This is a genomic window from Stenotrophomonas sp. B1-1, from assembly GCF_010894375.1.
Lineage (GTDB): Bacteria > Pseudomonadota > Gammaproteobacteria > Xanthomonadales > Xanthomonadaceae > Stenotrophomonas.
The window spans coordinates 40,633-65,714 of sequence record NZ_JAAIUZ010000029.1 but is presented as its reverse complement, the minus strand read 5'-3'; the positions used below and the strand labels follow the sequence as shown (position 1 = coordinate 65,714).

The following is a 25,082-nucleotide window of genomic DNA, read 5'->3' as shown; positions in this document are numbered from 1 at the left end:
TGACCGGAATATCGATATTATCTGGCATGTATTGTCAGGAAATCTCACATGAGCACCTCCCTGCTGCCGCCGCTCAACGCCCTGCGCGCCTTCGAAGCCACCGCCCGCCTGGGCGGGGTGGGCCGCGCTGCGCAGGCCCTGCATGTGACCCATGGTGCGGTGAGCCGGCAGTTGAAACTGCTGGAAGACCACCTGGGTCTGGCGCTGTTCCAGCGCTCCGGGCGCGGCCTGCGCCTGACCGACGCCGGTCAGCGCCTGCAGGCGGCGTGCGGCGAGGCATTTGCCGGCATCGAGCGCTGCGTGCGCGAACTGCGCCGGCCCGCCGCCTCCCCTGCCCTGGTACTCGGCTGCAGCGGCAGCGTGCTGGCACGCTGGATGATTCCGCGGCTGCCCGCGCTGCAGGCGGCGCTGCCCGGGGTGAACCTGCAATGGTCGGCACTGGATGGAGCCTTCACCGAGGCGCAGGCGGCACTGGACGCGGTGCTGCTGCTGGCCGAAGGGCCCTGGCCGCGCGGCTGGCAGGTACGCGAACTGGCACCGGAACGGGTGGGCGTGGTGGTGGCGCCTTCACACCCGGCCGCGCAGCGCCTGCGCCACGCCGCGCCGTCGGCCCTGCTGCTCGAACGCGTGCTGCACACCCATTCGCGCCCGCAGGCGTGGCCGGGCTGGGCGCAGTCACATGGGCTGGATGCAGACCATCTGCAGTTCGGCACCGGCTTCGAACATCTGTACTACCTGCTGGAAGCAGCGGTGGCTGGGCTGGGCCCGGCGATCGCGCCGGAACCGCTGGTGGCCGAAGACCTGGCCGCCGGGCGACTGATTGCCCCGTGGGGGTTCTCAGCGACCGGCGGGTTCTGGGTGCTGGCCTGGCCGGATGGGCCGGTTGACCCGCGCGTGGAAGCGCTGGCCGAGTGGGCCATGGCACAACTGTAGAGTCGAGCTTGCTCGACTGCTCCAGATCGTAGAGTCGAGCTTGCTCGACTGGACCCAAGGCAGTCGAGCAAGCTCGACTCTACGGCGACGGCAGTCGAACGAGTTCGACGGTAGAGCGCGGTTGCTGTCGAGCAAGCTCGACGTCAGGGCGCGGTCGGCGCCGCCAGGCGCTGCTGCAGATCTTCGCGCAGGCGCGACAGTTCCACTTCGGCCTGCTGGCGCTGCTGCATGCCTTCGCGATGGATGCTGCGCACTTCTTCCACGGTGGCGATCAACTGGTCGTGCACGTGGCGCAGGGTGGCCACATCGATCACCCCACGCTGGTTGCTGCGCGCGGTATCCACCGAGGCCTGGCGCAGCAGATCGGCATTGCGGCGCATCAGCTCGTTGGTGGCATCGTCGATCGAGGTGGCCAGTTCGGCCGCGTTCTTCTGTTCGCCCAGCGAGAGCTGGATCGCGAACTGGCGCTTCCACGAAGGAATGGTGATCTCGCGCACCGTGTTGAACTTCTCGATCAGCTGCAGCGCGTTGGCCTGGATCAGGCGGATCATCGGCAGCGACTGGTCGGCGGCATGCTGCATCAGCAGCAGGTCGGACACGCGCTTTTCGATCAGGCGGATCGCGTTGTCGATCTCGCTCTGGCGGATGCGCTGCTGCGGGTCGTCAGTGCCCTGCCCGGCCAGCTGTTCGGCCTGCAGTTCGGCCAGCCGCTGCTTGCCGGCGGCGGCGTACAGGCCCAGCGCATGGCGTTCTTCGCGCACGATGTCGTGCATGCGGTCGAACTCGCCCACGCGCTTGCCCATCAGCGTCTGCTGCGCGCCGACATCGCCCAGCAGTTGTTCAATCTGCGCGTTGGTGTCGCTGAACTTCTGCACCAGCTCGCCCTTGGACGCACGCAGGCGGTCGATCAGGCCGCCGATGATCGGCACCTTCGATCGCTGGGCAAAGCCGTCCAGCTTCAGGCTGCGCGCGATGCGCACGACTTCGCCCAGTTTCTCGCCACTGGCGTCCAGATCGCGGTTGCGCACCTGGTCCAGCAGCTGGCTGGAGAACGCGGCGGTGCGGGTGGCGGCTTCACGACCGAACACCTGCAGGTTGCCGGGGCGCAGGTCGTCCAGTTCCTGGCGGATCTGCGCGATGCGCGGCAGGTCGTCCGCCACCAGGCCCAGGGCCTGCAGCGTGCTTTCATCGATCGTGGCGGGGGTGGCGGCGCTCGGCACGAGGCCGCCGTTGATGTGGCTGTCCTGGGTCATCGGGCAGTCTCCTTGCAGATGGGTAAGCGGCAGCGGCGGCCGGCTCAGCGCAGTCTAGCCTGAGCGGCGGCCACTACGTGGTCGATCTGGGCCTGCAGGTCGGCGGCCTGTGCGGCCTGCGCGGCACGGGCCTGGGCCTGGCCGGCCAATGCGGCCTGCCGCCAGGCCGGCAGCAGGGTGTCGTGGATGTGGGCAAATCGCTGCAGCAGCGCCTGGTCCTGCTCGTTCAACAGTTGCCATTGCCCTGCATCCAGCGCGCGCAGGGCCGACAGGCGCTGCAGGTGGTCCACGCGCGCGGCCAGCCCGGCCTGCGCGTGTGCGGGCAGCGTCGCCAGCAATGGCTGCGCGGCATCGGCCCAGTGCTGCAGTGCCTGTGCAGCGGTCTGGGCGTAGGCGATGGCGGCCTGGCGCTGCTGCAGGTGCCCCTGCAGGCGCTGCGCCTGTTCGCGCGCCTGCAGCACCAGCACCCCCAATTGCGACTGCAGTGCCTGCGCCTGCGCCTGGCGGGTGACGTCGCGGCCCAGCAACCTGCCCCACCAGCTTTCCTGGCGCCGCAGCCGCGCCGGATCGGCGCCCTGTACTGCCAGAGCGATGCGCGCCAGCGCCTGCACCAGGGCGTGTGCATCACCGACGACAGGTGTCGGCTCGCCGGCCTGCAGCGCACGCAGCAGCGGCGCGCCATAGTCGGCCAGCGCCGTGGCATCGGCGCTGGCCGGCAACTGCGGCGTGGGCAGGGGCTGGCTCACGGCAGCGGCGGTGGCCGCGGCGAATCATCGGCGCCGCTTTCCGGTGGCAGCGACTCACCATAGAAGTGGCGCATCAGGGCTTCGTCCAACGCGCGTTCTTCCGGCGTGGACGCGCGGCGTACGCGCGGGCGCCGGCGCAGGTCGGCCACCGGTTCGGGCTGCACCTGCTGCCGCGCCCAGCCGGCAAAGGCCGCCAGCGTCTGCGACAGCTGCACCTGCTGCTCCTGCGAGGACACCAGCACCTGCAGCAGCGGTGCCAGGCCCGCCTGCAGGTCTTCGGCCAGCGGTGCGGCCTGCACCACGGCCGGCGCGGTGGTTGGCGCAGGCGCGGGGCGCGCCTCGGCCAGGCGGTGCAGCGCCTCCAGCAGCGCCGGCCACGGTGCCGGATCGGCGGGCGGTGCCGGGGCCTGCGCGGGCGCTGGAGGCGGCAGCTGCAGCGCGCTGGCGATGTCGGCCAACTGCGCCACCACCCGCCCACCCACATCCCCATCGTCGGCGCCCATGGCCTTGTTGCGCAGGAAATCGCGCTTGATCTGCACCCAGCGCTGCGCCTGCGCGTCATCCAACACGCCACGCAGTTCGGCCAGCTTCAACAGGTTCTCTTCGGCACCGGTGGTCAGCAGCTGCGCCTCGCCCAGGTAATGGTCGGAAACCAACTGCTGCAGCTCGTCCTCGTTCATCACCGGCGAAATCTTCTCGGCCAGCTTGTTCATGTTTCGGTAGCTGCCCTGCAGCCGGAACGGCGGCTCGGTGCGGTAGCGATCGTCCTGCGCGGCACTGGCGATGTACTGCTGGTTGACCCGGTAGACCACGTCGCGCACCCGCAGCATGCGCTGCAGGGTGGCGGTGATCTCGTTCACCTCGGCCCCGCTGTAGGCATGGCTGAGACCGTTGGTGGACACGTCCTTGCCCATCGCCCGATCAACCAGCAGGTACAGATCGGCCATGTCGCGGGTGGCCAGCGGCGCCAGCACCGGGTTGGAGGTGAGGCTGTTCTCGATGTAGCTGAGGGTGAACGCCGCTTCCATGCCGCCCAGCACATCGCCCAGGTTGTAGATGTCGGCGCGGTTGGCCAGCATGTCCGGAATCTTGAACACTTCGCCGGACTCGGTGTACGGGTTGCCGGCCATCACCACGCAGAACTTCTTGCCGCGCATGTCATAGGTGCGCGTCCTGCCACGCCACACGCCTTCGATGCGGCGCGTGCCATCGCACAGTGAAATGAACTTCTGCAGGAACTCGGGATGGGTGTGCTGGATGTCATCGACATACAGCATGGTGTTGTTGCCCATTTCCAGCGCCAGGTTCAGCTTTTCCAGCTCCTGCCGCGAGGTGGCGTCGGGCGCCTGCTGCGGGTCCAGCGAACGCACCTCATGGCCCAGCGCCGGCCCGTTGATCTTCATGAAGACCAGGCCCAGGCGGTGCGCCACGTATTCCATCAACGTGGTCTTGCCGTAGCCGGGGGGCGAAATCATCATCAGCAGGCCCATCAGGTCGCTGCGCTTGTTCTCGCCCACCGTGCCCATCTGCTTGGCCAGGTTGTCGCCGATCACGCCCAGGTAGACATCGTTGATGAGCTTGTTGCGCACGAACGAGGACAGCGGCCGCGGCTTGAATTCGGACAGGCGCAGGGTGTCGCGTTCGCGGGTGATGATGCCCTGGCGCACGCTCTGGTAGGCGTGGAAGGACGGCACGAAGCGCTGCAGGTGGTGTTGCAGGCGCGACTGGAAATCGTCCAGGGTCAGCACCAGGGTGCCGCCGTGGATGCGCGGATGCTCGCCCAGCAGCCCCTTCACTTCGGCGCGCAGGATGGCCTCGCTGGCACGCGTGCGCAGTTGCCGCTGTACCAGCAGCAGTGCCGCGGCCTCGTCGACGTAACCGGCATGGGAGGCCTGCGCCGGCAGCCCGGCCAAGGCACGCAGCCACTGCCCGGCCAATGCCCAACGCGTGGCCAGCGGGTCCTGGCTGCGTTGCAGCGCGCGCTCGAACGCATCGCGCTGGCCGGCCTGCTCCAACTGTTGGGACAACGCGTCCAGCAGGGCCTGGGCGTGGCGGCTGATGCTGAATACCGGATCGCCATCGTGCAGCTCATCGGCCAGGTAGGCCGCGGCATCGGCGGCCATGTCGGCGTCGAACGCAAGGCCGTGTGCCTGTGCGTGGTCATGCAGCGCCTGCGCCATTTCCGCGCGCAGCGCCTGCCGCCCTTCGTCCGAACCGAACAGACGGGCAATGGTGTCGGCGCCGGCCTGGCGGCTGGGCCACTGCGCCACGGCATCCTCGCGCTGCTGCGCGGCCCAGAACAACAGGGCCAGCGCGCGCACGCGCGGCGCATGCCGCAGCGGCCCGGCGGCCTGCTGCAGCGGCAGCAGCGCACGCAGGATCAGCGCGGCGTCGTGGTCGTGGATGCCGCGTTCGTAGCCCTCGCGGTAGCGCGGTGCGGCGAACGCGCGCACACGCTGGTCCAGCGCATCCGGTTCGGCGGCATCGTGCAGCAGCTGCGGCAGGTCCAGCCCGTCGCGCCCTGCTTCTGCCGCGCGCAGCAGGCAGCCGGCCAGGTACTCGCCGCGATAGATGGCTTCGGATTCCGAGTCCAGCGTGACCGGCCAGAACGGCTTCAGCGCGTCCAGTTCCGGGTCTTGCAGGGTTTCCAGGAAGTCGGTGCCGGTGAGGTGGATGGCCAGGGTGTCGCCACGCGGCAGCAGGGTCAGGTCGAGTGCCTGGGTGTTCACGCTGAAGCGATGGCGCGGCCCCAACCGCACCACATTGCCGCCGGCTTCGTACAGATCGCTGCGGTCACGCAACTGGCGCACGGCCTGGTCGCGCACGCCCTTCAGGCGCGCCTCGATATCGTCGGCCTTCACGTTGTCGCGCAGCGCGCGCAGGCGCTCGGCCAGTTCGCGCAGCTTGAGGATCAGCGGATCGCCGGCGAAGAAGGCATTCAGTTCGTCGGCGCTGGCGAAGCGTTCGGTGCGCTTGGCCAGGCCGTCGAGGATGCGGTTGGCCGCATCGAGCACCGAGCGCGCCTTGCGCTGGCGGTCATCCAGCAGCGCCTGCTTGTGCGTGTCGAACGCTTCCACCAGCTCTTCGCGCTTGCTGAGGATGTCGCCGACGAACTGCTCGTGCTCGCCGAACTGGCTTTCCAGTTCTTCCAGCTGCACCAGCAGGCGCGACAGCTGGTCGTCGGCCTTTTCCGGATCGCTGGCCATGGCCAGCGCACTGGTGATCGACTGCGAAAACAGTGCGAACTGCGCGGCAAACTGCGCCACCGATTCGGCGCTGCCCAGGGTCTTCCTGCGCTGTTCGGCACGCGCGCGGGCCTGGTTCAAGCGGCCATACAGGGTGGAAATGGCTTCCACCACGCGCGTGCGCGCGGTGGCGTCGTCCACCTTCAGGCCCGCCATCAGCTGCGACAGCATGTCCAGGTCGGCGGCCATGTCACGCAGCCCCTGCAGCTGTTCGTCCAGCTGGCGCGCACTGGCGGCCTGCTGGGCCGCTTCATCCAGCGCCTGCAGGCGCGCGGCCAGCGGTGCCAGGGCTGCATCGCCGGCCAGGAAGCTGCCGGTGGCCGCACCCACCCGCTCGTGGGCCTGCACCAGTTCGGCGCCCATCGCTTCGATGCGGTCGGTGTCGATGTAGCGCAGTTCGCGCAGGGTCAGCAGCCGCCCGCGCAACGCGGTGATCGCGTTCAGCGCCTCGACGAAGGCCTGCACCTCGTTCCAGTTCTCCGGCTGCAGGCGGCCCAGCAGCGTCTTGTAGGCGGCTTCCGACTCGGCCATGGCCTGCGCCGACTGCTGGCGGATCGACTGCACTTTCTCGTATTCGTCCAACACCGATTCGCCGGTGGCGCTGATCTGCCGCAGCAGGGCCTCGGCGCCGTCGCAGGCCTCATCTCCCAGCCAGTGGTGGGCGTCGAACAGGCGGCGGGTATCGGCCACCAGGCGCTGGTAGCGCTGCACCGACACATCCTGGCCGTCGATCTCGCGGGCCAGGTTGAACAGGTTGGAGATGCCGCGCACCAGTTCGGCGTTGCCGATGCGGCCCATGAAGGTGTTGCCCGGCGGTCGGCTGGCAGCGAATTCGTCACTGCTGAACGGCGTCTGCCAGACCTGCATCGGGTGGATGCGGGTGGGTTCGGTGCCTTCGGCGTTGAACAGCACCATGCGCCCATCCTGCATGAACGCGTAGCCGTGGCCGAACACCGGGTTCTGCAGCACGCGCTGGATGGTGTTGTACACGAACAGCGCCGAGCGGCCGCCTTCGCGCTCATAGAAGATGTACAGCACGTCCTCGCCGTTGGGCGAACGGATGCTGCGCTTGAACTGCATGCCGGCCATGGAGGCATCGAAGGCCTTGTGCTCGCCGCCCTGCAGGTAATAACCACCGGGGAAGATCACGCCGTGGTCTTCGGGCAGCTGCACGCAGGCCTGCACGATGGCATCGTTGCGCACGATGGCGCCGGTGAGCGTGTTGTAGATCAGGCCGCGCCAGATGGTTTCGCGATACGGCAGCACCTTCAGCAGCAGCAGCGAGCCGACCCGGGCGAACTCGAACTGCGCATCGTCCAGCGACTGGGTGCTGTCTTCCACCGGCTCGCTGTAGATGCCCTGCCCGGTCTCGGTGTTGTTTTCCACCTTGATGGTCAGGTCGCCACCGGTGGTTTCCACGAACAGGGTGTCGAGGATGTTCAGGTGCGAATGGCGGCCGTTCACCGCCAGGTCGCGGGTGGCCTTGGTCCATTCGAAATCGAACGGCGGTGGCAGGGCGATGTCACGCTCGCCGCGCGCATCCAGGTAGGTCAGTTCGCCATCGCGCGACAGCGCCCAGCGGAACACGCGCACATCGCTGCTGCGTTCGCCGATCTGGAACGAGGCCAGCAGCTTGTCGCCCACCACGATCAGCTGCAGCAGGCGCGCGTGCTTGTAGTAGGCATAGAGTTCGTTGAAGTCGTGCACGAAGCCGGGCTGGTCGAGGAAGCTGCCCTTCAGCTCCAGCGCAGCCACGTCGTAGCCATCGGGGCCCTGCACCAGGCGGTACAGACCGAACACATCTTCGATGCGGGTCTGGGTCTTCAGTCCGATGAACACGTTGTAGCCGAACAGCAGGCGATCGGGGCCGACCTGCACGATGTCGCGGCCGACGCAGTTGTTCTCGCTGCGGATGCGGAAGCGACCGACCACCTCCAGGCGGCTGTCGCCGAACTCGGCCAGGCGCTGCCGGTTCAGGGTATCGGCCAGGGCCTGCAGACGCTGGCCCTGTTCGACCAGGCGACGGCGCAGGACTTCGTAGGCACCGCCCTGGGCCACGGCCTGGTCGACGGTGTCGGCCGCCGCCGCGGTGGCGCTTTCGGCGGTTGAATTCGTTTCGGACATCAGCAGGCTTCCCGCTCACGGATGGACGGCCGCTGCGGCGGCCGTCGTGGACGTGCGGTGGCCATGACGGCCACCGCACGGTGCATCAACGGGCGCTGTCGACCACGGTGGCCGACACCGTCGGCACCGCGTCGGCGTCCTCGGCGATCTGCCGCGCTGCCGGTTCGGCCACGGCCACGCCCAGGTAGCGCTGCATCAGCTCCTGCACGATCGGGCTCTTGCCGGCGAAGCCTTCGATCGACTTGCCCAGCGAGACCGCCTTGACCAGGTTTTCGAACATGCCGCCGTCGCCGCCGACCAGATCGATGTCGGCGTTGCGCAGGGCGCTGGCGATGACGTTGGCGTTCTCGCGCGAGACTTCCTTGCCTGCCTCGATCGACGCCAGTGCCTGCTTCAGGCTGTTGTCCAGCATCATGCGGAACTCTTCGTGGCCACGTGCCTGGTCGCTGAGCGAGGCGATGGCTTCGAACTTGCGCACCAGGCCTTCGGCCTCGGCCAGCAGCTTCTTCTGCACCACGCCGGCTTCGGCATTGCCCAGCGATTCGGTGGCGGTGGCACGGGCCAGGCCCATCTTCTCTTCGCCCTGCGCCTGTGCCTGCAGCGTCTCGGCCAGCACGCGTGCTTCGTTGCTGCCCTGCTTCAGGGTGGCATCGGCCTTGGCCTCGATCACGCGGGCCTCGGCAATGCCGACCTTCTCGATGGCCAGCGCCGAGGCTTCACGTACCTGCGCTTCGGCCAGGCCCGGCGCGGCCTGTTCGGCGCGGAACGCATCGGCCAGCAGGCGCTTGGCCTCGGCCTGCTTGCCGGCTGCTTCGTGCTCGGCCTGGGCCAGGGTGGTCAGTTCCACCGCGCGGTGCTTGGAGGCGGTTTCGCGCGCCTGCGCTTCCTTCACTTCGCGCACCAGCGCTTCCTGCGCCTTGGCTTCGGCTTCCAGGATCAGCACCTGCTTCTGGCGGTCGGCTTCGGAGACTTCGCGCACTTCCTTGATGCGTTCTTCTTCCTGGGCCACGGTCTTGTCGATGGAAATGCGTTCGCGGGTGATGTTGGCCACGTCCATCTTGCCCTGCTCGACCACCTTGTCACGCTCCACGCCCTGCAGCTGCACTTCGCGGTCGGTGGTGACCTGCTCCAGCTGGCGGGCGCGCTCCACGCGCTCGGCTTCGATGGCCACTGCGCGCTGGCGGTTCTGCTCGGCCACTTCCACTTCGCGCAGGCGGTTCTGGTCGCGGATCTCGATCAGCTGCTGTGCTTCGATACGCGCGTTCTCGGACAGCTGTCGCTGCTCTTCCTGCACCTTGGCCGTCTCGGCTTCCTCGCGGGCGCGGATGGTTTCGATCTCGCGCTTCTGCCGCGCCTCGGCCTCGGCCTGCTGGCGTTCCAGGGCCAGCAGTGCTTCGCGCGCTTCCACGTTCTTCTTGGTGATGGCCAGCTTCTCGTTCTGCTCCAGCTCGTTGGTCACCACGTTCTGCGCGGCAGTCAGCTCGGTGATCTTGCGGATGCCCTGCGCGTCGAGGATGTTGAACTGGTCCAGCAGCGCCTTTGGAGTCTGCTCCAGGTAATCGATGGCCACGTCTTCCAGCACATAGCCATTCAGATCGTTGCCGATCACCGCGATGATCTCGTCGCGGAATTCCTGGCGCTTTTCGAACAGTTCGGTGAAGTCGAACTTCTTGCCGACCGTCTTCAGCGCTTCGGAGAACTTGGCGTTGAACAGTTCGTCCACCGCGTGCTTGTCCGAGGCACGGTCGGCGCCGATGGCCTTGGCCACCCGCAGCACGTCAGCCTGGGTCTCGTTTACCCGCAGGTAGAAGGCCACGGCGATATCGGCGCGCATGTTGTCGCGGCAGATCAGGCCTTCCTTGCCCCGGCGGTCGATCTGCAGGGTGATCAGGCTGATGCGCATCAGCTCGGCGCGGTACAGCACTGGAATGATGAGCGCGCCGGTGAAGTGCACCTTCGGCGTGGAGCTCATGTCGTTGACGATCAGGGCCACGCCCTGGTCAACCTTGCGGTAGAACGCCTTGAACAGACCCGCCAGGCCGAGCAGGCCCACCACGACGGTGATCAGGATGATCAGGAACGGGGCCGCGCCACTGAAACTCATGGGTGATTCTCCTTGTTGCCCGGAAGCAGGTTGTCCTGGAAATCGAGGGCGACCGCATCGGCGCGGACCACCCGGTAGTAATGTTGTTCGGCCACGTGCTCGACCAGCACGATGCGCTCGCCACGCTGCAGTTCGATGTCGCTGCGCACCTGCAGGACCAGCCCGGCACCGCCGTCATCGACGGTGGCGTGGCCGTTGCGTGCGTCCACCCTGGGCGAGGCCACCACGCCGATGCGGCCCAGCAGCGAGGCCTGCGGCACAGGGCGCAGGCGCAGCAGGAAGCGGCGGATCGGGCGCAGCAGCAGGGCGGTGAGTGGCACCGCCGGCAGCGGTGCCAGCAGGGCGACGCCGGTGCCGATGGACCAGCGCAGCAGGTCCGGCAGCGGCAGCAGCAGATAGAGATGGACGAAATAGGTCAGTACCCAGCCGAACAGGGCCAGCAGGGTGACCACCACCATGACCGGCACCCCGCCCAGGCCGAAGCGCTGCAGCAGGGCCGACAGGCCATGCAGATCGGTGCCACCGTCGAGCGCGCCATCGGCGCCGAGATCGCCAAACCCGTCATCGACCAGGCCAAAGGCGGCAAGCCCCCAATACACCAGCGCCACCGACAGCACCACGCTGTACGGCAGGGTCGGGTAACCGAACACTACGGTCAGGAACTCCTGCATCGCTTGCCTTCCAGGGCTGTGGGCGCGATACGCCCGTTCGGACACCGCCGGTGGCGGCCCCGTCGATCCCCGCCGCGGCCCTCATGGCCGCAGCGTTCCCTTTTATCCTATGTGAAGAGGACGTGCAGGGACAAATGTGAAGACGCGGGGCAGCGGCCGTTGCGGCCGCCCCCGCCCCGTGGCGGTCAATCCAGCACGGTGCAGTCGGCGCTGCGGACTTCTTCCACGAAGGTACGCATCTTGTAGCCGTCCTTGATGCCCGGCTCGACTTCGATGCCGCTGGATACGTCCACGCCCCAGGGCAGGGTCGCCAGCACGGCTTCCTTCACGTTGTCCGGGGTCAGGCCGCCGGCCAGCAGGAACGGACGGTGCAGGCCGGTGGGGATGCGCGCCCAGTCGAAGGCCACGCCGGTGCCGCCGCCGCCACCGGGTGCATGGCTGTCGAACAGGAAGCCGGCCGCACTGGGGTAACGCAGTTGCAGCGTGCGAGCGTTGACCTCCTCACGACCGCCCATGGCAATGGCCTTCAGATAGGGCATGTTGAAGCTGCGGCAGAAGCTTTCGTCTTCCTCGCCGTGGAACTGCAGCAGGGTCGGTCGCACCGTGCGCAGCACCTCGCGCACCTCTTCCTTGCTGTTGTTGCGGAACAAGGCCACCACATCGACCATCGGCGCGATCGCCTGGCGCATCGCCCGCGCCTCGGCCGGGGCCACGCGGCGGCTGCTTTCACGGGCGAAGATGAACCCCACCGCATCGACGCCCAGTTCACCGGCCAGGCGCACGTCGCCGGCGCGGGTCATGCCACAGAACTTGATGCGGGTGCGGTAGTACGAGCGGCTCATAGAGTGACCTCGGCGGGCAGGTGCCAGTTGTCGGGGTACAGTGGCCCCAGGAACACCAGTCCCTGCGGGGGAGCGGTGGGCCCGGCCACGGTGCGGTCGCGTCCGGCCAGCAGTTCGGCGATCCATTCCACTGGTTTTTCGCCGCTGCCGACCAGGATCAGCGAACCGACAATATTGCGAACCATGTGATGAAGGAATGCATTGCCCTGTACCGCTACCTCGATCACCTCGCCGTGGCGGCTGACCTGCAGCGATTGCAGCTCGCGCCGCGCATGCAGGGCCTGGCACTGCACCGAACGGAAGGCGCTGAAGTCGTTCTCGCCCAGCAGGGCCTGGCCGGCCTGGTGCATCAGGCCGGCATCCAGCGCGCGCCGCTCCCAGCTCAGGGTCTGCCGGTCCAGCGCGGGGCGCACCTCGCGGTTCAGCAGGCGGTAGCGGTAACGCCGTGCCCGCGCTGAAAAGCGGGCGTGGAAATCGTCGGCCACCGGTACGCACCAGCGCACCGCGATGGACCGCGGCAGACGGGTGGTGGTGCCCAGCATCCACGCGCGCGGGTCGCGCACGACATCGGTATCGAAATGGACGACCTGGCACTGGCCGTGTACGCCGGCGTCGGTACGCCCGGCACAGACCACCTGCAGCGGCGCATCGGCAACCGATGACAGGGCCTGTTCCAGGCTGGCCTGCACGCTGGGACCGCCTTCGCCCAGGTTCTGCCAGCCCCTGAAATCGCTGCCGTCATATTCGACGCCAAGCGCGTAACGCATGTGCTACCTCGATCTTGCCTTGGGGGGTGCGGTCAGGCCGGATCGCGCTCGGACCAGACCGCCAGTTCGTTGCCACCCGGTTCGATGAACTGGAAGCGGCTGCCACCCGGGAACGAGAACACCTCGCGCACGATGCGGCCACCGGCCTGCTGGACCGCGCTCTGCACCGGCAGCAACTGGTCGGCGTAGAGCACCAGCAGCGGCGCGCCCGTGCTGGCCTGCTGCGGCGTTGCGCGGAAGAAGCCACCCTGCAGGCGGCCATCATCGAACGCGGTGTAATCACTGCCGTAATCGACGAACGACCAGCCGAACACGGCTTCGAAGAACGCACGGCTGGCCGCGGGATCGCTGGAGGCGAATTCAACGTAGTCGATGCGGCGTTCGCGGGTCATGGCAGTGTCCGTCATGGGGAATCAATCCAAGCGTGCCAGCAGTTCGCGTGCCTGCGCCTGGCAGTGCACATCGCCCTGCTCGGCCACTTCCTGCAACAGGGTACGTGCGGTCTGCGCGTCGCCCAGGTCAAGATAGGCGATGGCCAGTTCCAGCCGCTCCTGGCCGGGGCGCGGTGTCCAGTCGTGTGCATCGGGCTGCGCGGCAACCGGCACTTCCTCTGCGGCGTCAGCGGCGTCGGTCTCTGCGGCGACAGGGGCTTCGTGCAGCTCGGCCGGCAGGTCGAACACGCCGCGGAACTGCGGCTGCTGCTCGGCGTGCAGGGCGTAGTCGGGTACGTCTACGGCCGGGGTCTCCGCAGGGGCCGCATCGAGCCGCGCGGCCTCGGCTTGTGCTTCCGGTTCCGGTTCCGGTTCCGGCTCCAGCGCATCCCATTGCGGCGGCGTGGCCACGGCGGCCGGCAATTCGCTTTCGGTGTTCTCAAGCGTGGCGGTCGCGTCGGACGCGTCGGCCTGCTCGGCGGCGGTGTCCTCTGCGTCCTGGTGGGTGTCGGCCGCGATGGCCCATTCCGGCATCGCCGGCTCTTGGCGGGCATCACCGGACGCCGGCGACGCCCAGGCCGACTGCTCGGCCAGGGTGTCCAGCGCTGCACCGGCCGGTACCGCTGCGGCCAGGGCGGCCGCATCGCTCTCATCGCGCAGCGGCGGCAGGGGCGAAGGCTTGCGCCGGCGCATCAGCCAGGCCGCACCTGCCATGAGCAGCAGCAACGGCAGCCCCAGCCAGTACCACGGGGTGCCGGCATTGGTTGTGCCCGCCGGCTGTTCCAGGCGTTGCTGCGCAGCGGCCAGGTCGTTGTCCTTCAGGGCGATCAGCGACTGCTGCTGGTCCTTTAGTTTTTCCAGTTCGGCCACGCGCTGCTTCAACTCGCCGATCTCGGCATCGCGCGTGGCGATGTCTTCCTTGGCCTGTCGCAGTTGTTCATTGCCCAGCATGTCACCCTCGCTGCCGGCAGCGGTGCCGGTGGTTGTGCCCGCGTGGGCGGCGTCGGCCGCCAGCGCTGGAGCAATCTCAAGACGCGCCCCGGTGGCGGGGGCCGGTGCAGCCGATGCGGTAGTGGCGACCGCCGCCGGCGCGCCGGCCGGCTGCGGCACGGTGCGTGCCTGCCGCCACTGCGCCGCGTGTTCGCGCAGCATGGCCGCCGCTTCGGCTGCATCGACGGCTGCCAGCGCGGCCTGGTCCGGCACCCGCAGCACCGCGCCCTGCTTGAGCAGGTTGGCGTTGCCGCGGATGAAGGCTTCGGGGTTGGCGCGCAGCAGGGCGATCATCGCCCGGTCACGGCTGACCTGGTTGCCACGCGCGACCGCGTCGGCAATCTGCGAAAGGGTCTGCCCGTGCTGCACGGTCACGCTGCCATTGGCGGCCGGCGCTGCGGCGCGCGGTGCCGCCGTCGCAGTTGCACGCGTGGGCGCCTTGGCGGGTGTCGACGGCGCAGACGGCGCAGCGGCAGGCGGCGTGGGTGCAGGGGCGTCGCGGACGATGGTGTCCGGCAACATGCCGGCCGGCGCCACGATTTCCGGTTCGGCCACGGCCAGGGCACTGGCCGGCGCATCCACCAGGGCCGAGTATTCGCGCACCAAGCGCCCCTGGCCCCAGTCGGCTTCGATCAGGAAACTCAGCGACGGGGTCTCGACCGGGGTCTGCGAGGTCACCCGCACCACCGCCCTGCCCTGCGCATTGGTGGTCAATTCGAACTGCAGTTCACTGACCAGCCCGGTCGGCCGTTGCAGGCCCACGCGTTCGAAGGTGACCGGCGAGGCCAGCGCCACCCGCAGGTTTTCCAGTTCGGAGGGGTCGGCCGAAACGACGGGGATCTCGGCCAGCAAGGGCTGGCCGGGGCGCGACAGCACGCGGATGTCGCCCAGACCCAGGGCCATGGCCGAACTGCTGGCCAGGGCCAGCAGCGCTGCGGAAAGATAGGTGAGCGGGCGGCGCGCGCCCTTGGCCCGTTTGTTCATGGGCGACACTATAAAGCGTGCGGACCAAGGTCCGCACCCACCGATTTGTGCGGACCGCACCCACCGGTTGGGGCGGACCGCACCGACCGTGTGGGGCGATACGCGCCCATCGGGTGGCGGCGATGCCCCGTAGCGTCGAGCTTGCTCGACTGCCTTCGAAGCAGTCGAGCAAGCTCGACTCTACGAACGGCAGAAGCAGTCGAGCAAGCTCGACTCTACGAACGGCAGAAGCAGTCGAGCAAGCTCGACTCTACGGACGACAGAAGCAGTCGAGCAAGCTCGACGCTACGAACGGCAGAAACAGCCGGGCGTGGCCCGGCTCTACAGGACAGCGGGTATCAGCGCTGTTCGGCGGCGACCAGCTCGGCCAGCTGCACGGCGTTCAGGGCGGCGCCCTTGCGCACGTTGTCCGACACGATCCACAGGTTCAGGCCGCGCGGGTGCGACAGGTCTTCGCGGATGCGGCCGACGTACACCGCGTCGGTGCCCGAGGCATGGGTGACCGGGGTCGGGTAGCCGCCGGCTTCATGGCGGTCCACCACTTCCACGCCCGGCGCCTGTTCCAGCAGCGCACGCGCTTCGGCCACGGTGACCTTGTCGCGGGTTTCGATCGCCACCGATTCGGAATGACCGTAGAACACCGGCACGCGCACGGCGGTCGGGTTCACCAGGATGCTGTCGTCGCCGAGGATCTTGCGGGTTTCCCAGACCAGCTTCATTTCTTCCTTGGTGAAGCCGTTGTCCTGGAAATCGTCGATGTGCGGAATCAGGTTGAAGGCGATCTGCACCGGGAAGCGCTGCGGATCGATGTCCTGGAAGCTGAGCAGCTGGCCGGTCTGCTTGCCCAGCTCTTCCATCGCCGAACGGCCACCGCCGGACACCGACTGGTAGGTGGACACGTTGATGCGCTCGATGCCGTACTTGCGGTGCAGCGGCGCCAGCGCCACCAGCATCTGCATGGTCGAGCAGTTCGGGTTGGCGATGATGCCGCGCGGACGGTTGCCGACCTGGTCCGGGTTGACCTCGGACACCACCAGCGGCACGTCGTCGTCGTAACGGAAGGCCGAGGAGTTGTCGATCACCACGGCACCGGCAGCGGCGAACTTCGGTGCGTATTCCTTGGACACGCTGCCGCCTGCCGAGAACAGGGCGATTTCAACGCCGCTGGGATCGAAGGTGGCCAGGTCCTGGATCTTGATCTTCTGGCCTTCGTATTCGACTTCACCACCGGCCGAGCGCTCGGAGGCGAGCAGGCTCAGGGTGCCGACGGGGAAGCAGCGCTCGGCCAGGATGGACAGCATGGTCTCGCCGACCGCACCGGTGGCGCCGACGATGGCGACGTGGAAGCTGCGTTGTGCATTGCTCATGGGGGAACTCTCACGAAAAACGGGAAGGGGAAAACTCACGCACGACAGCTGGCTTCGGGGAACCTCCTCGGACGGGGCGCGTGGAGGTTCCCTATCGTTTCCCGCTTTTTTTACCCAGCACGGCACGCGCAGCCAGGGCCGCGTCGGCATTGATCGCGCTCGGCATGGCAGCCAGGCTGCCCGACAGACCCAGGCCGGCCAGCAGGTTGTCCACCGCCAGCTGCACCATGGCCGTGCGCGTGCCCAGCGAGGCGCTGCCGATATGCGGGGTCAGCACCACGTTGCGCAGCGCCAGCAGTTCCGGGCGCACCTTCGGCTCGCCTTCGTAGACATCCAGCCCGGCGGCGGCCAGGCGGCCGTTGGCCAGGGCATCGACCAGGGCCAGTTCATCAACGATGCCGCCGCGGGCAATGTTCACCAGGGTGGCCGAGGGCTTCATCTTCGCCAGCGCGGCGGCGTCGATGATGTGATGCGAGGCCGGGGTGTAGGGCAGCACGGTGACCAGGTGGTCGGACTGCGCCAGCAGCGCGTCCAGGTCCACGTAGGTCGCGCCCAGTGCGGCCTCGGTGTCGGCCGGCAACCGCGAACGGTTGTGGTACAGCACCTTCATGCCGAAGCCGTGCGCGCCGCGGCGGGCAATGCCCTGGCCGATGCGGCCCATGCCGAGGATGCCCAGGGTGCTGCCATGGATATCGGCACCGAGCATGGTCTGGAACGACCACTGCCCCCACTTGCCCTCGCGCAGCCAGCGCTCGGATTCGGTGATGCGACGCGCGGTGGCCATCAGCAGGGCAAAGCCCATGTCGGCTGTGGTTTCGGTCAGCACATCGGGGGTGTTGCTGGCCAGGATGCCGGCCGCGCTGAGCGCGTCCACGTCCAGGTTGTTGTAGCCCACGCCGACGTTGGCGATCACCTGCAGCTGCGCGGCTTCGGCCAGCTGGGCCGCGCCGATGCGCTCGTTGAGGGTGATGATGGCGCCGTCGACCGAGGCCAGTTGTTCGGTGATCTGCTGCGGCGACCAGGCGGTGACGGTTTCGGTGGCGAGCAGCCGCACGCGATCGCGCAGCGGCGCGATGGCCGCGTCGATCAGCGGCTGGCTCACCCATACCGTCGGCCGCGTATCAGCCATCGATCTGCCCGGGAATGCGCGGGGTGATGGTACCGACGTCGCCACACTGGGCGCGGTGGCGCAGTGCCTGGTCCATCAGCACCAGGGCCATCATGGCCTCGGCGATGGGGGTGGCACGGATGCCGACGCAGGGATCGTGACGGCCGGTGGTGACCACTTCCACCACATTGCCTTCGGTATCCAGCGACGGACCCGGCAGGCGCAGGCTGGAGGTGGGCTTCAGCACGATGGAGGCGACCACCGGCTGGCCGGTGGAAATGCCGCCGAGGATGCCGCCGGCATGGTTGCTGGCAAAGCCCTGCGGGGTCAGCAGATCGCGGTGTTCGGTGCCCTTCTGTGAGGCGCTGGCGAAACCGTCGCCGATCTCCACGCCCTTGACCGCGTTGATGCTCATCAGCGCGGCGGCCAGGTCGCCATCGAGCTTGCCGTAGATGGGTTCACCCCAGCCCGGCGGCACGTTGTCGGCCACCACGTCAACGCGCGCACCGACCGAATCACCGGATTTGCGCAGCGCATCCATGTACGCCTCCAGCTGCGGCACCTGTTCGGCGTGCGGCCAGAAGAACGGGTTGTCTTCCACCGCCGACCAGTCGAAACCGGCCGGACGGATCTCGCCCAACTGCGACAGGTAGCCACGCACGGTCACCCCGAAGCGCTCGGCCAGCCACTTCTTGGCGACCACGCCGGCAGCCACGCGCATGGTGGTTTCGCGCGCAGAGGAACGGCCACCACCACGCGGATCGCGGATGCCGTACTTGTGCCAGTAGCTGTAGTCGGCATGGCCCGGACGGAACTGCTGGCCGATGTTGGCGTAATCCTTGCTGCGCTGGTCGGTGTTGCGGATCAGCAGCGCAATGGGGGTACCGGTGGTCAGGCCCTGGTACACGCCGGACAGGATCTCGACCTCGTCGGCCTCGCGCCGCGCCGACGTGTGCCGGCTCTTGCCGGTGGCACGGCGCTGCAGGTCGTGGGCGAATTCGGCCGCATCCAGCGCCAGCCCCGGCGGACAGCCATCGATCACGCAGCCGATGGCCGGCCCGTGCGATTCGCCGAACGTGGTGACGGTGAACAGCTTGCCGAACGAATTGGAACTCACGGGCGCTGCGCCGCCAGTTCGGTGATGCGGGCGCTGTGGGCGATCAGTTCACGGCATTCGACCGCGAAGATACCCATCTGGCCGACCTTGAATTCGATCCAGGCGAAGTCGACTTCCGGCAGCAGCTTGATCAGGTGCTGTTCGGATTCGCCCACTTCGCAGATCAGCAGGCCGTCTTCGCTCAGGTGCAGCGGGGCGTCGCGCAGGATCTTCAGCACCAGGTCCAGGCCGTCGTCGCCGGCGCGCAGGCCCATTTCCGGCTCGTAGGAGTATTCCTGCGGCAGGGCATCGGTCTCGTCGTTGGTGACGTAGGGCGGGTTGGTGACGATCAGGTCGTAGTGGCGACCGGTCAGGCCGTTGAACAGGTCCGACTTCAGCAGGGTGACGTTGTGCGCCTGCAGGCGCTCCTTGTTCTCTTCGGCCAGCGACAGCGCGTCATCGCTCAGGTCCACGCCGTCCACTTCCCAGTTCGGGTAGTAGTGGCCCATGGCAATGGCGATGCAGCCCGAGCCGGTGCACAGGTCCAGCGCGCGGCTGACATCGCGGCCGGCCAGCCAAGGTTCGAAGCCGCACTCGATCAGCTCGGCGATGGGCGAGCGCGGCACCAGGGCGCGCTTGTCGCTCTTGAAGCTGAGCCCGGCAAACCAGGCCTCGCCGGTCAGGTAGGCGGCGGGGATGCGTTCGTCGATGCGGCGCTGGAACAGCTCCAGCACGCGCAGCTTTTCTTCCTGCAGCAGGCGCGCCTGGCCGTAGGCCGGGCCCAGATCGTGCGGCAGGTGCAGGCTGTGTAGCACCAGCTGGGTGGCCTCGTCCAGGGCGTTGTCGTAGCTGTGCCCGAAGGTCAGGCCCGCGGCGTTGAAACGGCTGGTGCCGTAGCGGATCAGGTCGATGATCGTGTGGAGTTCGGCGGCCGTTTCAGCGGTCATGGCGGTACTGCGGGCAAAGTGGCCCACGATTATAGGGCTTGCGGCCTGCGCCGGCATCCGTTGCGACGGAAACGATCCGGCCACAGCCGGTATGATGGGGCCCACTTCGCGCGGGAGCCCCCATGTTCAATCGCAACGTCGGCATCATCCTGCTGATCGCCCTGGCCGCGGGCCTGGGCCTGCTGGCCGCGCAGCAGGTGTTCGCGCCGAAGCCGGCGGCCAACCAGCCGGCCACCGAGGCGATCACCCTGTACCCGCAGGCCCGCCCCCTGCCCGACTTCAACCTGGCCCAGTCCGATGGCACCCGCCTGATTCCGGGCGAGTTGAAGGGCCACTGGACGCTGGTGTTCCTGGGCTTCACGTTCTGCCCGGACGTGTGCCCGACCACTCTGGCCGAGCTGGCCGGCGCGCAGAACCAGTGGGAGAACCTGCCGGACACGCTGCGCCCGCGCGTGCTGTTCGTGTCGGTCGACCCGGACCGCGACAACGCCACCCGCCTGGGTGAGTACGTGCACGGGTTCCACAAGGACACCCTGGCCGCCAGTGCCGACATTCCCTCGCTGGAACGCTTTGCCACCTCGCTGGGCTTCGTGTTCCAGAAGGTGCCGGGCAAGCATTTCGACGAAAACCCCGAGGATTACACCGTCGAGCACTCGGCCAGCCTGGCCGTGCTTGACCCGCAGGGCCGCCTTGCCGGCCTGGTGCGCCCCCCGTTCAACGCGCCGGCCATTGCCCGCGACCTGCAGAAGCTGACCGAGAAATCCGCCCCATGAGCCTGACCACCGCCCTGACGTATGCCCTGCCCCACCGCCTGCTGTCTTCGATGGCACGCTCGCTGGCGTACTCGGACGATCCGCGCGTGTCGCGCTGGTTGATCGACACGGTCACCCGCAAGTTCGACGTCAACCTGGACGAAGCGGCCAACCCCGACCCGCGCAGCTACGCCACGTTCAACCAGTTCTTCACCCGTGCGCTGAAGCCGGGCGCGCGCGTGGCCGACGCTGACCCGCGCCGGCTGCTGATGCCCGCCGACGGCCGCATCAGCCAGCTGGGGAAGATCGAGGCCGGCCGCATTTTCCAGGCCAAGGGCCAGTCGTTCACTGCCGCCGAACTGCTGGGCAGCACGGAAGATGCCAAGCCGTACAACGACGGCTTGTTCGCCACGGTGTACCTGTCGCCGCGCGATTACCACCGCGTGCACATGCCCTGGACCGGCACCCTGCGCGAAACCGTGCACGTGCCGGGCCGACTGTTCAGCGTGGGCCCGGCGGCGGTGAACGGCGTGCCGCGCCTGTTTGCCCGCAACGAACGCCTGGTCTGCCATTTCGACACCAGCTTCGGCCCGATGGTGAGCGTGATGGTCGGCGCGCTGCTGGTGTCGGGCGTGGAAACGGTCTGGAGTGGTGAAGAGATTCCCGCCTACGGCGATCGCATCACCCGCAAGGATTACCGCGGCCAGGGCATCGTGCTGGAGCGCTTCGCCGAGATGGCGCGCTTCAACTACGGCTCGACGGTGATCGTGCTGCTGCCGCCGGGCGTGGCCGAGTTCGCCCCGCAGCTGGGCGCGGAAAGCCCGGTGCAGCTGGGACAGGCGCTGGCGACGCTGCGCTGAGGGTGGTGGGCGTCTGGGATTCCCGGCATGCCGGGAATGCCGTCGTAGAGTCGAGCTTGCTCGACTGGCGCCATGCCAAGGCAGTCGAGCAAGCTCGACTCTACAAAACCCGAGCAGTCGAGCAAGCTCGACTCTACGGCTTGAAGCAGTCGAGCAAGCTCGACTCTACTGCAGGGTCGGGGCCGGGCCGACGTCCACGCCGTCGTAGTCTTCAACGCCCAGCTGGCTGGCCAGTGCGGCCAGCTCCTGGTTGCGCAGGTCCAGCGAGGCTTCGTCGTGCACCTCGACGCGCTCGACGTGCAGCACGTGGAAGGGCGCATCGCCCTCTTCCGGCTCCTGCTCGAACTGGTCCACCACCGTATAGCCCTGCTCCTGCAGGCTGGCTGCCAGCGCCTGCAGGCGCTCGGGGGTGGAATGCACGAAGTAGTAGCCCCACAGCAGGGGCACGCTGAGATCCCAGTCGGTGTTCTCGCGCAGGTTCTCGAACAGGTCGCGGGTGGCTTGCAGGTCCATGCGGTGGGGTCTCCGGGCAGTTACTTGTCGCAGCCCTGCAGCTTCAGGGTCTGGCCCTGGCGCAGGCTGTAGGAAGGGGCCTTCAGGCCATTGGCGCGGGCCAGCACCGGCACGTCGCACTGGAACTTGGCCGCAATGCGGCCCAGGGTCTCGCCCTTGCCGACCTTGTAGCTGCGTGCCGGCTTGGCGCGCGGCGCGGGGGCCGGACGCGGTGCGGCCACCGGCGCGCTCGGGGTCGTGGCCACCGGGCTGGCCGCGTTCGGATCGGCCACCGGAACGAGCCCACCCACCGCGACGCTGCCGGTGTAGGTGGTCGCGCTGGGGCGCACGATGGCCGCGTTCAGATCGGCAGTGATGAGCGTACGCGCCAGGTCCGCGCGCGGGCCGCTGACGCAGTTGCGCTGGTACAGGCTGGCGATGCGCGTGGTGGCATTGATGAGGGTGCCGGCCGGAATCCAGCCATCGGCCTCGTAGCGCGGGTTGAGATTGCGCAGCGCGCGCATGTAGCCATCGCGGGTGCCGTGGCTGCCCAGGCAGATGGTCAGTTCATAGATGGTGGTCGAACGGGCCAGCCGCACCGTGGCCGGCTGCGCGTTGATCTTCGGGAATTCCACGCCGTACTGCTGCGGGTGCAGGTAGATCCATGCCGCGGCGATCACCATCGGCACGTAGTCCTTGGTTTCCCCCGGGAACTGGTTGTAGACGCGGTCCACCCAGAAGCTCTGCCCCGGGTTTTCGCGGGCCACGCGCGCGGCGCGGCCTTCACCGCCGTTGTAACCGGCCAGCGACAGCTCAACGCTGTTGTTCAGTTCGCGCATGCGCTCGTTGATGTAGGTAGCACTGGCTTCGGCCGCGCTGCGTGCGTCGAAACGGGTATCGAAGCCGGTGCCATCCGGGCCCAGGCCGAAGCGGCGCCCGGTGGCCGGCATGAACTGCATCAGCCCGGCCGCACCGGCACGCGAAGAGGCATGCACGCGGCCATTGGATTCCTTGGCCATGATGCCGAACAGCAGGGCCTCGGGCAGGCCGCGCTTTTCCCATTCCGGCCACATCACCGCGCGCAGGTTCTGGTAGTTCTCGTAGGTGGTCATCAGCGCCGGCCGCATGTCGGTCAGCCAGCGGCGGATGCCGGCCTGCACGGCCGGGTTGTATTCGACCATGTTGTCGAAGGCATGGCGCTTGTCGTTCAGCAGGGCGGCCGCGCGCGCCGCCTCGGGCACATCGGCGGCCAGCGGGCCGACGTGGTCCGGGTCGGCCTCCAGGCGGTCGCCGGCATCGGCGGTGGCGTCTTCGTCGCTGGCGGCGTCGGCATCGCGCTTCAGCAGGCGCTTGTAGGTGGCCAGCATGCTGCCCATCTGGCAGCCCTTCTGCTTCACGCATTCGCTGATGACATCTTCCATGTCCTCCAGCGCGGCATCGGCCTCGTTGCTGCCCTTGGGATCGGCATTGGCCACCAGCAGCAGGGCGTCGCCATAGCGCTTCTCGGCCGCGGCCATGCGCTGCTGCAGCGCGTCCACTTTCACCTTGTCCCGCGCCGACACCCGCTGCGCATGGGCGTCGGGCGCCAGGGAAACCAGGCCAACCAGGGCCAGCAGCGGCCAGGTGCGGGAAATCAGGACAGGAACGGGCATTGGTGGCACTGTGTGCGAAACAGGCAGGCAGAGTAGCGGTGCCGCCAAGGTCCGGGCAACCCGGCCGGCGACCGGCTGCCGCCGCCGGTTAACATTGACCGCATTCACCACAAGGGCTGGACCATGGATCCGATTCTGCTCGGCAAAGGCATGACCGACGATGTGGCCGTTACCCTGCTGCCGAAACTGGGCAACCGCCACGGCCTGGTGGCCGGCGCCACCGGCACCGGCAAGACCGTGACCCTGATGACCCTGGCCGAGGGCTTCTCGCGGCGCGGGGTGCCGGTGTTCCTGGCCGATGTGAAGGGCGATGTCTCCGGCCTGGCGGTGCCCGGCACGGGCAGCGACAGCCTGCTGCAGCGCGCCGCGCAGATCGGCGTGGCCGACTACGCCCCGGAAGGCAGTCCCACCGTGTTCTGGGACCTGTACGGCAAGCTGGGACACCCGGTACGCACCACGGTCAGCGAAATGGGCCCGACCCTGCTGGCGCGCATCCTGGAATTGAACGACACCCAGTCCGGCGTGCTGGACATCGTGTTCAAGCTGGCCGACGACCGCGGCCTGCTGCTGCTGGACATGGACGACCTGCGCGCCCTGCTGGCCCTGGTGGCCGAGGAGCGCAAGGACATTTCCACCGAGTACGGCCTGGTCAGCGCGCAATCGATCGCGGCCATCCAGCGCGCGCTGCTGCGCCTGGCGCAGGACGGCGGCGAAGGCTTCTTCGGTGAGCCGGCGCTGGAGCTGGCTGACATCATGCGGGTCAATCACGACGGGCGCGGCGTGATCGGCATCCTGGCCGCCGACCAGCTGGTACTCAAGCCCAAGCTGTATTCCACCTTCCTGCTGTGGCTGCTGTCCGAGCTGTTCGAACAGCTGCCCGAAGTGGGCGACCTGGAAAAGCCCAAGCTGGTCTTCATCTTCGACGAGGCGCACCTGCTGTTCGACGACGCGCCGGCCTCGCTGGTGCAGCGCATCGAACAGGTGGTGCGGCTGATCCGCTCCAAGGGCGTGGGCGTGTACTTCTGCTCGCAGTTCCCCGACGACGTGCCGGCCAACATCCTGGGCCAGCTGGGCAACCGCGTGCAGCACGCGCTGCGCGCGTTCACCCCGCGCGACCAGAAGGCGGTGAAGACCGCCGCCGAAACCTTCGTGCCGAACCCGAAGCTTGACGTGGCCAAGGCGCTGGGCCAGCTCGGCACCGGCGAGGCGCTGGTGTCCACGCTGCAGGACAAGGGCGTGCCGATGCCGGTGCAGCAGACCATGATCGCCCCGCCGCGCTGCCGGATGGGGCCGATAACCGAAGCCGAGCGCGCGCAGGTGCGCGCCGGCAGCCCGGTGGGCACCCGCTACGACACGGCGGTGAACCGCGAATCGGCCGCCGAACTGCTGGCCCAGCGCGCGCAGAAGGCGGTGGAGAAGGCCGAGGCCCCGGCCGCACGCAGCCGCGAACAGGACGAGGCGCAGGAAGGCGGCTTCGGCCAGGCGATCAAGGATGCGATCTTCGGCACCAAGCGCCGCCAAGGCATGATTGAAACCATGGCCAAGCAGACCACCCGCACCGTGGGCACCAAGCTGGGCAACCAGATCGTGCGCGGGCTGCTGGGCGGCATTTTCGGCGGCAAGCGCTGACGCTCCACCGCTGGGGTCAGAGCCCTTTCCGTGGGAAAGGGATCTGACCCTGGGGTCGGATCCATCCCTCCAGGGAGGGCTCCGACCCC

Annotated in this window: 19 protein-coding genes; 4 read left to right on the top strand and 15 right to left on the bottom strand. The window is 68.2% G+C overall.

The features are described from left to right. Window positions 1-48 precede the first annotated feature (48 nt). A complete protein-coding gene (locus tag G4G00_RS19175) occupies window positions 49-933 on the top strand; it encodes a LysR family transcriptional regulator (RefSeq protein ID WP_164275836.1) in 885 nt (294 codons plus the stop codon). 143 nt (window positions 934-1,076) lie between these two features. On the opposite strand, the gene G4G00_RS19170 is transcribed toward G4G00_RS19175, so the two are convergent. From G4G00_RS19170 to prmB, 13 genes are all read right to left on the bottom strand, one after another. Further along, entirely contained in the window at window positions 1,077-2,186 is a 1,110-nt protein-coding gene (locus G4G00_RS19170; RefSeq protein WP_108753704.1) for a toxic anion resistance protein, read from the bottom strand. 44 nt (window positions 2,187-2,230) lie between these two features. After that, entirely contained in the window at window positions 2,231-2,932 is a 702-nt protein-coding gene (locus G4G00_RS19165) for a hypothetical protein (protein ID WP_164275834.1), read from the bottom strand. After that, window positions 2,929-8,301 carry a DNA repair ATPase gene (locus G4G00_RS19160; RefSeq protein WP_164275803.1) on the bottom strand — a complete coding sequence of 1,791 codons (5,373 nt, stop codon included), beginning with the start codon at window positions 8,299-8,301 and terminating at the stop codon, window positions 2,929-2,931. Before G4G00_RS19160 ends, G4G00_RS19165 begins: the two co-directional genes overlap by 4 nt. 85 nt (window positions 8,302-8,386) lie before the next feature. Further along, entirely contained in the window at window positions 8,387-10,405 is a 2,019-nt protein-coding gene (locus G4G00_RS19155; protein WP_108753707.1) for a hypothetical protein, read from the bottom strand. Beyond that, window positions 10,402-11,076, bottom strand: a complete 675-nt coding sequence (locus G4G00_RS19150) for an OB-fold-containig protein (protein WP_108762536.1) — start codon at window positions 11,074-11,076, stop codon at window positions 10,402-10,404. The genes G4G00_RS19155 and G4G00_RS19150 overlap by 4 nt, the downstream gene beginning before the upstream one ends. Before the next feature lie 185 nt (window positions 11,077-11,261). Continuing rightward, window positions 11,262-11,918 carry a phosphoribosylanthranilate isomerase gene (locus G4G00_RS19145; RefSeq protein ID WP_108750241.1) on the bottom strand — a complete coding sequence of 219 codons (657 nt, stop codon included), beginning with the start codon at window positions 11,916-11,918 and terminating at the stop codon, window positions 11,262-11,264. Next, window positions 11,915-12,685 (bottom strand): tRNA pseudouridine(38-40) synthase TruA, encoded by a 771-nt coding sequence (gene truA, locus G4G00_RS19140; protein WP_108753709.1) that lies wholly within the window; start codon window positions 12,683-12,685, stop codon window positions 11,915-11,917. Before truA ends, G4G00_RS19145 begins: the two co-directional genes overlap by 4 nt. A gap of 32 nt (window positions 12,686-12,717) precedes the next feature. Then, complete coding sequence (locus G4G00_RS19135) at window positions 12,718-13,077, bottom strand: VOC family protein (protein ID WP_108754846.1); 360 nt, start codon at window positions 13,075-13,077, stop codon at window positions 12,718-12,720. A 21-nt stretch (window positions 13,078-13,098) separates the two neighbouring features. After that, window positions 13,099-15,090: a FimV/HubP family polar landmark protein gene (locus tag G4G00_RS19130; RefSeq protein WP_164275800.1), complete on the bottom strand. Its 1,992-nt coding sequence runs from the start codon at window positions 15,088-15,090 to the stop codon at window positions 13,099-13,101. Window positions 15,091-15,428: 338 nt separating this feature from the next. Beyond that, on the bottom strand, window positions 15,429-16,457 hold the full coding sequence (locus G4G00_RS19125) for an aspartate-semialdehyde dehydrogenase (RefSeq protein WP_164275798.1): 1,029 nt from the start codon (window positions 16,455-16,457) through the stop codon (window positions 15,429-15,431). A gap of 91 nt (window positions 16,458-16,548) precedes the next feature. Next, a complete protein-coding gene (locus G4G00_RS19120; protein WP_164275795.1) occupies window positions 16,549-17,586 on the bottom strand; it encodes a D-glycerate dehydrogenase in 1,038 nt (345 codons plus the stop codon). After that, on the bottom strand, window positions 17,579-18,682 hold the full coding sequence (gene aroC, locus G4G00_RS19115) for a chorismate synthase (protein WP_164275792.1): 1,104 nt from the start codon (window positions 18,680-18,682) through the stop codon (window positions 17,579-17,581). The genes G4G00_RS19120 and aroC overlap by 8 nt, the downstream gene beginning before the upstream one ends. Continuing rightward, on the bottom strand, window positions 18,679-19,608 hold the full coding sequence (gene prmB, locus G4G00_RS19110; protein WP_108754847.1) for a 50S ribosomal protein L3 N(5)-glutamine methyltransferase: 930 nt from the start codon (window positions 19,606-19,608) through the stop codon (window positions 18,679-18,681). The genes aroC and prmB overlap by 4 nt, the downstream gene beginning before the upstream one ends. 122 nt (window positions 19,609-19,730) lie before the next feature. Here prmB and G4G00_RS19105 point away from each other — a divergent pair, with 122 nt between their 5' ends. Further along, complete coding sequence (locus tag G4G00_RS19105) at window positions 19,731-20,381, top strand: SCO family protein (RefSeq protein WP_108750247.1); 651 nt, start codon at window positions 19,731-19,733, stop codon at window positions 20,379-20,381. Beyond that, complete coding sequence (gene asd / locus G4G00_RS19100) at window positions 20,378-21,220, top strand: archaetidylserine decarboxylase (RefSeq protein ID WP_164275790.1); 843 nt, start codon at window positions 20,378-20,380, stop codon at window positions 21,218-21,220. Before G4G00_RS19105 ends, asd begins: the two co-directional genes overlap by 4 nt. A gap of 165 nt (window positions 21,221-21,385) precedes the next feature. On the opposite strand, the gene G4G00_RS19095 is transcribed toward asd, so the two are convergent. Both G4G00_RS19095 and G4G00_RS19090 read right to left on the bottom strand, forming a co-directional pair. Then, window positions 21,386-21,733, bottom strand: coding sequence for a ribonuclease E inhibitor RraB (locus G4G00_RS19095; protein ID WP_108753715.1), 348 nt, complete (start codon window positions 21,731-21,733; stop codon window positions 21,386-21,388). Window positions 21,734-21,753: 20 nt separating this feature from the next. Continuing rightward, on the bottom strand, window positions 21,754-23,364 hold the full coding sequence (locus G4G00_RS19090; RefSeq protein WP_164275787.1) for a transglycosylase SLT domain-containing protein: 1,611 nt from the start codon (window positions 23,362-23,364) through the stop codon (window positions 21,754-21,756). A 123-nt stretch (window positions 23,365-23,487) separates the two neighbouring features. Here G4G00_RS19090 and G4G00_RS19085 point away from each other — a divergent pair, with 123 nt between their 5' ends. Then, window positions 23,488-24,993, top strand: a complete 1,506-nt coding sequence (locus G4G00_RS19085) for a helicase HerA-like domain-containing protein (RefSeq protein WP_164275784.1) — start codon at window positions 23,488-23,490, stop codon at window positions 24,991-24,993. Window positions 24,994-25,082 lie beyond the last annotated feature (89 nt).